This window comes from Helcobacillus massiliensis, from assembly GCF_014191425.1.
In the GTDB taxonomy this organism is placed as follows: Bacteria; Actinomycetota; Actinomycetes; order Actinomycetales; family Dermabacteraceae; genus Helcobacillus; species Helcobacillus massiliensis.
In genome coordinates this window covers 87,621-98,038 of sequence record NZ_JACHWP010000005.1, presented here as the reverse complement: position 1 = coordinate 98,038, position 10,418 = coordinate 87,621, and the positions used below count along the sequence as shown (strand labels likewise).

The window sequence follows — 10,418 nt, the reverse complement described above, 5'->3', positions numbered from 1 at the left end:
CCCGCATGCCGGGCCCGACCATCCTACCGGTGGCGGATGGGGCCCCGCACGCGGGTGCGGCGGGTGAGGTGAGGAGTCCGTCGGCCGCTCAGGCCTCAAGCAGGGCGTCGACGAAGCCGTACGGGTCGAACGGGGTGAGGTCGTCCATGCCTTCGCCGAGGCCGACGAGCTTCACCGGCACGCCGAGTTCGCGCTGCACGTTGACGACGATGCCGCCCTTCGCGGTGCCGTCGAGCTTGGTGAGGGCGATGCCGGTGATGTCGACCGCTTCGGCGAACACGCGCGCCTGCTGCATGCCGTTCTGACCGGTGGTGGCGTCGATGACCAGGATGATCTCCTGGATCTTCGCCCCCTTGAGCGCCTTCGATGCGACGCGGCTGATCTTGCCGAGCTCGTCCATCAGGCCCTTCTTGTTCTGCAGGCGGCCCGCGGTGTCGATGACGACCACGTCCACATCCTGCTTGATGCCCTCGGTGACCGCATCGAACGCGACCGATGCGGGGTCGGCGCCCTCGCGGTCGCTGCGGACGGTGTCCACGCCGACCCGTTCACCCCAGGTGGTGAGCTGTTCAGCAGCCGCGGCGCGGAACGTGTCGGCGGCGCCGAACACGACGGTGCGCCCCTCCGCGATGAGGACGCGGCCGAACTTGCCGGTGGTGGTGGTCTTGCCGGTGCCGTTCACGCCGACCATCACGATGACCGACGGGACCCGTTCACCGCTGGGCGCTTCGATGGCGCTGGCGGCGATGCGGCGGTCCAGGGTTGGGTCCACGACCTTGACGAGCTCGTCGCGGAGGATGTCGTGCACCTCCGCGGGGTCGCGGGAGCCGAGCACCTGCACGCGGGCGCGCAGGCCGTCCATCAGCTCATCGGTGGCGGCGGGCCCAAGGTCGGCGAGCAGGAGGGTCTCTTCGATCTCCTCCCAGGTGGCGTCGTCGATCTCGTCGCGGGTGAGGAGGTTGAGCAGGCCGCGGCCCATGGCGCCGGAGCGCTGCAGGCGGGCGCGCAGGCGCACCATGCGGTCAGCGGTCGGTTCCGGCTGCTCGAGCTCGACCGGTGCTTCGTCCACCACCGTCTCATCGGCCGCTTCGGCTGGCGCGGCTGCCGACTCGGTCTCGGCCTCGGGGGCGGCGGCCGCGGGGGCGGCGGCCGCGGCGGTGGAGCCGCCGGCCGACGGAGCCTCTGCTTCACGCGCTTCCGGAGCTTCAGCGGTCTCGGGGCCTGCGTCGGCCGCCTCCTCCGACTTCTTCGGTGCGGCGGGGGCAGTCAGCGTGTCACCCCAGGTGGGTGCGGCGGGGCGCGGGCGCGCCGGCGGGCGGACGGTCTCCGCGCCGCGGCCTTCGGGGCGGCGCCCGTCGGTCTTGGTGGTGGGTTTGGTGCGCGAGCGCATGCCCGCCCAGATGCCGCCGCCGATGACGGCGAGTCCGCCGCCGCCGGCGAGAACGGCCATCAGAATGTCATTGGGATCCACAGGCACCTCCGTAGTGTTGCGCAGCCGGGCGCGGTGGGGCGCCGGTGCGGGATGCGGGCGGGCATGCGCCCGAGGGGTCAGTCAGCGCGCCGGAGCACCGGATGCGCGCGGGCGCACCGGTTCAGCGCTGAGACCAGTCTATGCGGGAGGTCAGGCGGCGATGGAGTCGCGGCGCGGGCGACGCGGCGAACGGTGGATGCCCGTTGCGCGGCGCAGCACGGTCGCCTCCTCATCGGGGACGATCCGACGGGGCGCGGGGCCCGTCGGCGCACTGCGATGGCGCACGCCCGGTGCGGCCGGCTCGGCCGGCGCGGGCGTGTGGGCCGGCACGCGCACGGCGGTCGGGGAATCGGTGACGCGGGAACGGCGCGATTCAGCGAGCGCAAGGGCTGCGACGACGATGAGCAGGACTGCTGACACGGCCACAGCGAAGAGGAGGAAGATCACGACGGAAGCCATGCCCATAGTGTGCACCAGCAGCCGCCCTCCCGGTAGGGGAATTCGTCACCAAGGATGAACCGGGAATGTGAAACGCGCGACCCCACAAGTGAGGCCGCGCGCATCGAACGGGTTCGGGGCAGAGGATCAGAGGTTCGGGAACCAGATCCCGATCTCGCGGTCAGCGGATTCGACGGAGTCTGAGCCGTGCACCAGGTTCTGGATCACCGGGGCGTCCCATTCGCGACCGAGGTCGCCGCGGATCGTACCCGGCGCGGCCTCGGTGGGGTTCGTTCCGCCGGCGAGGGAGCGGAAGCCCTTGATGACGTTCTCGCCCTCAGCAACCAGGGCGACGATCGGTCCGCCGGCCATGTAGGTCACGAGCGGGTCGTAGAAGGGCTTGCCCTCGTGCTCGGCGTAGTGAGCGGCGAGCTCTTCCTTGGTGGCGGTGCGCTGCGACAGGGCGACGATGTCGTAGCCCTTCGCCTCGATGCGGCGGATGATCTCACCGCGCAGGCTGCGCTGGACGGCGTCGGGCTTCAGCAGGACGAGTGTGCGTTCAGTGCTCATGGGCCCACACTATCCGGTGCGGCCAGCGGGGCACTCCCACGGGCCGGTCGGACCGGGTGTGGACGACCACTTCCCCACACCCGACAACACCCTTTAATACCCTGCGAACTGGGCATTCGCCGACCTCGACTTTAAATGTCGCACCCCTCCCCCAGCCTGACCGCACCCATCGGAACAGGACGCCGTCGGCCGGAAGGAGGAGAGATCATGGCGCTGGACATCGAGCCGCTGCGGACGCTGCCGAAGAGCGGTGACAGCACACTGGACAGCATCCACCAGGCCGCGGTGAACCTGGCAGCGCAGGCGTCCGCCCTGCACGCAGACCTGCTCGGTGCCCCTCTCGCGGCCGGTCAGGACTACGCCAGCGCCACCACTGCCGTCGCCGCTGCCCGTGACCAGATCACCCTGCTCCTCGGCACGCTCGCCGCGGAGGCCACCCGCTCAGCGGTCCACGAAGTCGCCACCTGGACCCGCCAGTCCCACCACCGCGCCCGCCGATTCATCACCGGGCACGCCCTGATGAACGCTGCGATGCCGCGCCTTCGGGAAGCCGTCGCCACCGGGGCCATGGAGCACGAAGCTGCCCTCACCATCACTCACGAAGCCTCCCTCGCACCGAGCCTGGATCATCAGCGTGAACTCGACCGGGTCCTGTCCGAGGACGCCCCTCAGCTCACCGCCGCGGGGACCCGAGCGTGGCGGGACCATACGCGGCGCCGCATGGCGGAGCTGGACCCGCAGACCGTGTACGACCGGGCTCAGCGCGCCCACCAGAACCGCCGCGTCACGCTCCGCGACGCCGACGACCAGGCGGGCCCTCGCCGCCATGATCGCTGCGCCTATGCGGGGCGCCGATCCGCGAATGCGCTCAGCCGCGCCCGTCGATGCCGAGGACCCGCGCGTCCACCGCGTCCTTCTCCCGGTCCATCGTGTGGCCCTTCACCACGCTCACTAGGTACAGGATCGCGAACGCTGCGCCCACCACCCACATGGCGGGAACCACCAGACCCATGAGGAGAACCGGGAGCTGCAGCACCAGGCCCAGCCAGTACCCGGCAGCCGTCGGCCGCCTCATCATGCCCACGGCGACCAGCAGCAGGACCACCAGGGCCAGACCGACCGTCCACGTCACCGTTCGGTGCTCCGGCGCCAGACCATGCGCCACCAGGACGGAGAAGAAGATGACCGCGGCCTCGCAGATCAGCGTGGTCGCCGCCAGCATGCGCTGCGCTGGACCCTTGCGGCGGGACGGGGTGAAATCGAACATTCCGGCCATGATCACACCTCACCATTCCGGCCGAGGAGCTGACGCACTTCAGCGGACAGCGTCACCGACCCCGCGGCCACGATGCCGCCGAACGAATCACCGCCGGCCTCCGCGATATCGACCGCGCGCTGGATCGCATCCGGCAGGTGCGCCGCTTCGATCACGCGGTCCTCATCACCGAAGACGTCCTCCGCGATCATCGACAGGCGGTCCGCCGGGATCGCCCGCGGCGACGACGTCTGCGTGATCACCACCGTGTCCATCAGCGGTTCGAAGATCGACAGGATCTCGTGCACGTCCTTCTCCTGCAGCACCGCCACGATCCCCGTGACCGAGGTGAAGCGGAAGTTCTCCCGCACCGTCTCCACCAGTGCTTCGGCACCCGCAGGGTTGTGCGCCGCGTCGACCACGATCGTCGGTGACTGGCGCACCACCTCGGCGCGGCCCGGCGAGGTCACCGACCCCGCCGCTTCGCGCAGCAGCTCCAGGTTCAGCGGCTCATCGCCGCCTCCGAGGAACGCCTCCGCCGCCGCAATCGCCAGCAGCGCGTTGGACGCCATGTGCTCCCCCAGCAGCGGCAGGAACACCTCGTCGTACCGGCCCGCGATGCCCTGCACGGACAGCATCTGCCCGCCCACACCGGGAACACGGTCCAGCACCGCGATCTGCTCGCCCTCAACAGCCGCCGTGATGCCGCGCTCCTCCGCGACCTCCTGCAGCACGTCCATGGCCGACGGGTGCTTCTGTGCGCCCAGCACAGCGATCGCACCCGGCTTCAGGATCCCGGCCTTCTCCCCCGCGATCTCCTCAATCGTGTCGCCCAGGTACTCCTGGTGGTCGAGGGAGATGGAGGTGATGACGGTGACGTCGCTGTCGATGATGTTGGTGGCGTCCCAGGTGCCGCCGAGCCCGGTCTCGATGACGGCGGCGTCGACCGGGGCGGTGGCGAACGCCTGGAACTGCATCGCGGTGAGGACCTCGAACATGGTCATGCGGGGGCCGCCGGCGGCGAGGGACTCCTGATCGACGCGCTCCACGAACGGCATGACGTCCTCGAACGCCTGCACGAAGTCGGCTTCGCTGATGGGGTCGCCGTCGATGGCGATGCGCTCCGTCGGAGAGTGCAGGTGGGGGCTGGTGATGCGGCCGACCCGCAGGCCCGCGCCCATGAGGATCGCTTCGGCGACCCGGGCGGTCGTGGTCTTGCCGTTCGTGCCGGCGATGTGGATGCTGCGGTAGGAGTTCTGCGGGTCGCCCATCAGCTCCATCACCCGACGGATGCGCTCCAGGCCCGGCTCGATCTCGTTCTCAGGGGCGCGCGCCACCAGTGCGGCGTAGGCGCGTGCGAAGTCCTCTGAGTGCTCCACGCTCTCTCCTCCACGAATCAGACAGGGACCGGGTGCTCCTGCGGCCCCGAGCCAGTCTACGGGCGCGATGTCCACATTCCCGCCCCCACCCGGTTGTCCACAGGCCGACGGGTGCCGTGCGTCTCCCCGCGCTGCTCTCCCTAGCCTGGACCGCATCATCCGCTCCACCCGGGAACGAGGACACTCCATGACTGCACCCGCCGCCGACCCCGCCGTCACCGCCCCCACCGCTGCTGACGCGATCGGGATGGACCCCGCCGCTGTCGAGGCCGCTGCGACAGCCCTCGAGGAGGCCGCCGCCACGATCCTCACCGGGCAGAAGGACATGGCGCACATCGCCACGTCCATGTCCTGGGACGGCCCCGATGCCGATGAGCACCGGCGATGGGTGCGTCAGGTGTTCGACCGCGACTGCCAGGAGGTCGCCTCGGAGATCAGCCGCATCGCCCGGGAACTGCACGACCAGGTCCGCCACCAGATCGACGCCTCCACCGCCCGCGGCATCATCCCCGACCCCGGGGGCTTCGGCTCCGCTCTGCGCAGCGGCTTCCAGCAGGGCGCGCCGCACATTGCCCGCGGCGTGCCGCTCGGCTACGGCCCCGCCCGCACATTCGGGGCGCCGACGGGTTCCACCAACGGATACCTCGACGACGATGACCCCGCGCCCGACTGGCTCGAAGGCCCGGTCGAGAAGGGACTGTCGCTCATCGGGCAGGGCGGCCGCGCGATTGTTGGGGCCTGGCAGGACGAGCGCGAGGCGAAGCTGCGTTCTCAGGGAGTCCACCCGGACATCGTGGAGCAGGCGCGCCGCAATGACGAGATCGCCGTGGAACCCCTGTTGAGGTTCATCGATGGGACCGGTCCCGCGCCTTCAGCGATGGAGACCGCATCCGGGGCCGCTCTGCTCCTGGCCAGCCCGTTCCTCGCCCATGGGCAGAACCTCCAGGGCATCGCCAACGCAGTCACCGCAGTCGTCAACGGTCAACCGATTCCCGATTTCGCCAATGCCGAACCGGCGGTCCTCGACGTCGCCACCACCGAGGGAGGCACAGTCCCCGCGAACACTGCTGAACTCGTCCTCGGCATTGAAGACGTCCGTGCACCCACGGTGGAGGCCGGCACCGACCAGGGCAGGATCTCCGTCACGCAACTGCGGGACGAGAACGGCCAGGCCACGGCGATCGTGCACGTCCCGCCCACAGAAGGAACACCGATCGATCAGATCGACGCATGGACCGGGGCGCAGGGAAACAACCGCGACTGGCTCAGCAACGTCCACCTCGCGTCTGCGGACCGCGACGCAGCGGCCGTGAAGGACATCGACGTGGCTCTGAAGGAGGCGGATCTGCCGCCGGGCACTCCTGTGCTCCTGGTCGGCCATTCACAGGGCGGGCTGGCGGCGGCGCGATTCGCCCAGGATCCGCAGTACAACGGCCCGGGGGCCCACCTCGTGACGGATGTCGTCACCGTCGGATCCCCCGTGGACTCCATTCAGCCCGCGCACACGAACACGCAGCTGACGTCGATCTCGCACGGGGACTCCTACCTCGAGGTCGGCGGCATGCGTGTGCCGCTCCCGACCGATGGCGACATCGTCCCCGCTCTCGACTTCAACGAGCGTTCGCTCAACGAACAACTGGTCGCGATCGACCTCCCCGATCAGGAACCGGCGCCGAACTCCGAGGTCAACTACCTGGATCTGAACCACAACAGCGGGCACACTCACCCGAACGGCGAGATCCGCAGGGACTGGGGCTACACCGGCTCCATTGCGAAGTTCGAGAACAGCAACGACCAGCTGATCGCCCTGAACCGGCGGCTTGAGGGGACGTACACCGGTGAGAACGTGACAGCGGTGCGCACCACCGTCGTCACCACAGGGGTGGAGAGGTGATGCGCACCGCTGACGCCGGGGCGCGGCCCGGCTATGCGGCGCGGCCGGTCACGCCGAGGAGCGTGATCACGCCTTCGCGAGCGCGATCGCCACGGGCCCGGCCGTCACCGATTCGTCGGTGCTGAAAAGGGGGTCGCCGCCGAACGCGTCGGCCGCGGACCCGCCGATGCTGACCTCACGCGCGAGGACCTCACCGGCGACCAGCTGCTCGAAGGAGCGGACTGCGGACTCGATCGACTCGGCGGATGCGGAATCGGCGCCGGCGATGTGCAGGCGGATGCGGTCGGAGATGTTCAGACCGGCGGAGCGGCGTGCGGACTGCACCGCACGCACCACGTCACGGGCGGTGCCTTCGGCTTCGAGCTCCGGCGTGAGCTGCGTGTCCAGCACGATGAACGCGCCGCCGCGCAGCACACCGATCGCGACACCGTCGGCGGCCGCATCGGACCCGGCCACGAGGTCGAGCGTGTATTCGCCGTCCACGAGGTCGATGCCGCCGGCAGTGACGGTGCCGTCCTCCGCCACGGACCAGTCGCCGCTCTTCGAGCCCTTGATCACCTGCTGCACCTGCTTGCCGAGGCGGGGCCCAGCGGCGCGGGCGTTGACCGTCAGCTTCTGCTCCACGCCGAGGTCCTGCGCCTCCGGCGAATCCAGGTCCAGCAGGCGCACCGACTTCACGTTCAGCTCATCGGCGATGATCGAAGCGAAGTCCTCCAGCGACGCCGACTGCGGGTGCACCACGGTCAGGCCCGCGAGCGGCAGGCGAGCACGCAGATGCTCCTTCTTCCGCAGCGCGTTGCCGGTGCTGGCGACCTCGCGGACCGCGTCCATCTCCTCCACCAGGGCGTCATCGGCGGGGAACACGGATGCGTCGGGCCAGTCGGTGAGGTGCACGGAGCGCTCACCGGTGAGCTGCTGGTAGATCTCCTCGGACAGCATCGGCAGCAGCGGGGCCATCACGCGCAGCAGGGTCTCCAGGACCGTGAACAGAGTGTCGATGGCCTGCTCGTCGCCCTCCCAGAAGCGGTCGCGGGAGCGGCGCACGTACCAGTTGGTGAGCATGTCCAGGAACGCCTGGATCTCCGCCGCGGCGCTCGCCACATGCAGACCCATCATCTGCCCGCGCACGGACTCCACGAGCTGCCCCGTGCGGGCCAGCAGGTAGCGGTCCATGACGTCCGTGGAGTCGTACCGCAGGCGCCCTTCGTACCCGGCGGGGCGGCCGTCGGCGTCCTTCGTCCCGGCGGCGTTCGCGTAGAGGGCGTAGAAGTACCAGACGTTCCACAGCGGCAGCACCACCTGGCGGGCGGCGTCGCGGATCGCGGCCTCCCCCACGATCAGGTTGCCGCCGCGCAGGATCGGGCTGGACATGAGGAACCAGCGCATCGCGTCCGCACCGTACTTGTCGTACATCTCGCGCACGTCCGGGTAGTTGCGGCGCGACTTCGACATCTTTTCGCCGTCGTCGCCGAGGACGATGCCGTGGCAGATCACCGAGGTGAACGCGGGACGGTCGAACAGGGCGGTGGACATGACGTGCATGACGTAGAACCAGCCGCGGGTCTGCCCGATGTACTCCACGATGAAGTCCGCCGGGTTGTGCGAATCGAACCAGTCCTGGTTCTCGAACGGGTAGTGCACCTGCGCGAACGGCATGGACGCGGAGTCGAACCAGACGTCGAACACGTCCTCCACGCGCCGCATCGTGGACTTCCCCGTCGGGTCGTCCGGGTTGGGGCGGGTGAGCTCGTCGATGTACGGGCGGTGCAGGTTCACCTCGCCGTTCTCATCGCGCGGCAGCTCACCGAACGCCTCCTCCAGCTCCGCGATGGAGCCGTACACCTCGGTGCGGGGATGGTTCGGGTCGTCGGACTTCCACACGGGGATCGGGGAGCCCCAGTAGCGGTTGCGGGAGATCGCCCAGTCGCGGGCGCCCTCGAGCCACTTGCCGAACTGGCCGTGCTTCACGTTGCCCGGCACCCATTCGATCTGCTCGTTCAGCTCGAGCATGCGCTCGCGCTGGTCGGCGACCTTGATGAACCAGGAGCTGACGGCCTTGTAGATCAGCGGGGTGCGGCAGCGCCAGCAGTGCGGGTAGGAGTGCACGTAGCTCTTCTCCTGGAAGAGCCGCTGATCCTTCTTCAGGATGGTGATGATGGGGCGGTTCGCCTCGAACACCTGCACACCGGCGATCTCGTCGAGCGCGGTGCCGCGGAAGTAGTCGAGGAACTGGGCGGCCTCATTGACCGAGACGATGACGGGGATGCCGTAGGCGGCGTTGACCTTCTGGTCCTCTTCACCGTACGCGGTGGCCTGGTGGACGATGCCGGTGCCGTCACCGGTGGTGACGTAGTCGGCGACCGTGATGATCCAGGCGTTCTCGGTGCCCCACTTCTCCCGGTCGGCGGAGTAGACGTCCCACAGCGGTTCGTAGGTGATGTGCTCCAGCTCGGTGCCGACGAAGCGCCGCTCCTCCACCGCGGCGTCGAGCGCCTCGGCGTCGTCGTAGCCGAGCTCCTTCGTGAACTGAGTGAGGAGGTCGGCGGCGACGATGTAGCGGGCGCCGTCGGACGCAGCGCCTCCGTCGGCCGCCCCGTTCGGGCCCGCCGGCACCACCACGTACTCCACCTCGGGGCCGACCGCGAGGGAGAAGTTCGTCGGCAGCGTCCACGGAGTCGTGGTCCAGGCGAGCGCGTGCACGCCGTCGAGACCGAGGCCGGCGGCCTTCTCGCCGGTGAGCGGGAAGGTGACCACGACCGACGGGTCCTGGCGGTCCTGGTAGACGTCGTCATCCATCCGCAGTTCGTGGTTCGACAGCGGGGTCTGGTCGCGCCAGCAGTACGGCAGCACGGAGTGGCCCTCATAGGCGCGGCCCTTGTCGTGCAGGGTCTTGAACGCCCACAGCACCGACTCCATGAACGGCAGGTTCAGGGTCTTGTAGTCGTTCTCGAAGTCCACCCAGCGGGCCTGCCGCTCCACGTACTCCTGCCACTGGTCCGTGAACTTCAGGACGGAGGAGCGGGCGGCGGCGTTGAACGTCGCGATGCCCATCTCTTCGATCTCGCGCTTCTCGGTCATGCCGAGCTCGCGCATCGCCTCCAGTTCGGCGGGCAGGCCGTGGGTGTCCCAGCCGAAGCGGCGGTCCACCTTGTAGCCGCACATGGTGCGGAAGCGCGGGATGACGTCCTTGACGAAGCCGGTCAGGAGGTGGCCGTAGTGCGGCAGGCCGTTGGCGAACGGCGGGCCGTCGTAGAACACGAACTCCTCGGCGCCGTCGCGGTTGGCAATGGAGGCGCGGAAGGTGTCGTCCTGCTTCCAGAAGCCGAGGACGTCGGACTCGACCTCGGGGAGGTTCGGGGAGGCGGTGAGGTCGTCACCGTTCTTCGGGTAGGCCATCGGGCACTGCTCCTT

8 protein-coding genes are annotated in these 10,418 nt (G+C 69.4%); 1 reads left to right on the top strand and 7 read right to left on the bottom strand.

The window, feature by feature from the left end; genetic code table 11:
• Positions 1-88: 88 nt before the first annotated feature.
• The 6 genes from ftsY to FHX50_RS08760 all read right to left on the bottom strand — a co-directional run bounded on the left by ftsY (position 89) and on the right by FHX50_RS08760 (position 5,113).
• A complete protein-coding gene (gene ftsY / locus FHX50_RS08785; protein WP_221187295.1) occupies positions 89-1,450 on the bottom strand; it encodes a signal recognition particle-docking protein FtsY in 1,362 nt (453 codons plus the stop codon).
• Positions 1,451-1,621: 171 nt separating this feature from the next.
• Positions 1,622-1,930: a hypothetical protein gene (locus tag FHX50_RS08780; RefSeq protein ID WP_183376672.1), complete on the bottom strand. Its 309-nt coding sequence runs from the start codon at positions 1,928-1,930 to the stop codon at positions 1,622-1,624.
• A gap of 126 nt (positions 1,931-2,056) precedes the next feature.
• Positions 2,057-2,479, bottom strand: coding sequence for a nucleoside-diphosphate kinase (gene ndk / locus FHX50_RS08775; protein ID WP_183376670.1), 423 nt, complete (start codon positions 2,477-2,479; stop codon positions 2,057-2,059).
• 441 nt (positions 2,480-2,920) lie between these two features.
• A complete protein-coding gene (locus FHX50_RS08770) occupies positions 2,921-3,307 on the bottom strand; it encodes a hypothetical protein (protein ID WP_183376668.1) in 387 nt (128 codons plus the stop codon).
• A gap of 40 nt (positions 3,308-3,347) precedes the next feature.
• Complete coding sequence (locus tag FHX50_RS08765) at positions 3,348-3,755, bottom strand: DUF4233 domain-containing protein (protein WP_239376340.1); 408 nt, start codon at positions 3,753-3,755, stop codon at positions 3,348-3,350.
• A gap of 2 nt (positions 3,756-3,757) precedes the next feature.
• On the bottom strand, positions 3,758-5,113 hold the full coding sequence (locus FHX50_RS08760; RefSeq protein WP_343064075.1) for a bifunctional folylpolyglutamate synthase/dihydrofolate synthase: 1,356 nt from the start codon (positions 5,111-5,113) through the stop codon (positions 3,758-3,760).
• A gap of 187 nt (positions 5,114-5,300) precedes the next feature.
• Between FHX50_RS08760 and FHX50_RS08755 the strand changes: the two genes are divergently transcribed.
• Positions 5,301-7,007 (top strand): alpha/beta hydrolase, encoded by a 1,707-nt coding sequence (locus tag FHX50_RS08755; protein ID WP_183376666.1) that lies wholly within the window; start codon positions 5,301-5,303, stop codon positions 7,005-7,007.
• Positions 7,008-7,073: 66 nt separating this feature from the next.
• Here FHX50_RS08755 and ileS read toward each other — a convergent pair whose 3' ends face one another.
• Positions 7,074-10,403 carry an isoleucine--tRNA ligase gene (gene ileS, locus FHX50_RS08750; RefSeq protein WP_183376664.1) on the bottom strand — a complete coding sequence of 1,110 codons (3,330 nt, stop codon included), beginning with the start codon at positions 10,401-10,403 and terminating at the stop codon, positions 7,074-7,076.
• Positions 10,404-10,418 lie beyond the last annotated feature (15 nt).

What these genes read in the sequence shown, in the direction of transcription:
- ftsY (WP_221187295.1), bottom strand. Translation starts at nt 1,450, where the DNA reads ATGGCCGTTCTCGCCGGCGGCGGCGGACTCGCCGTCATCGGCGGCGGC.
- FHX50_RS08780 (WP_183376672.1), bottom strand. Translation starts at nt 1,930, where the DNA reads ATGGCTTCCGTCGTGATCTTCCTCCTCTTCGCTGTGGCCGTGTCAGCA.
- ndk (WP_183376670.1), bottom strand. Translation starts at nt 2,479, where the DNA reads ATGAGCACTGAACGCACACTCGTCCTGCTGAAGCCCGACGCCGTCCAG.
- FHX50_RS08770 (WP_183376668.1), bottom strand. Translation starts at nt 3,307, where the DNA reads ATGGCGGCGAGGGCCCGCCTGGTCGTCGGCGTCGCGGAGCGTGACGCG.
- FHX50_RS08765 (WP_239376340.1), bottom strand. Translation starts at nt 3,755, where the DNA reads ATGGCCGGAATGTTCGATTTCACCCCGTCCCGCCGCAAGGGTCCAGCG.
- FHX50_RS08755 (WP_183376666.1), top strand. Translation starts at nt 5,301, where the DNA reads ATGACTGCACCCGCCGCCGACCCCGCCGTCACCGCCCCCACCGCTGCT.
- ileS (WP_183376664.1), bottom strand. Translation starts at nt 10,403, where the DNA reads ATGGCCTACCCGAAGAACGGTGACGACCTCACCGCCTCCCCGAACCTC.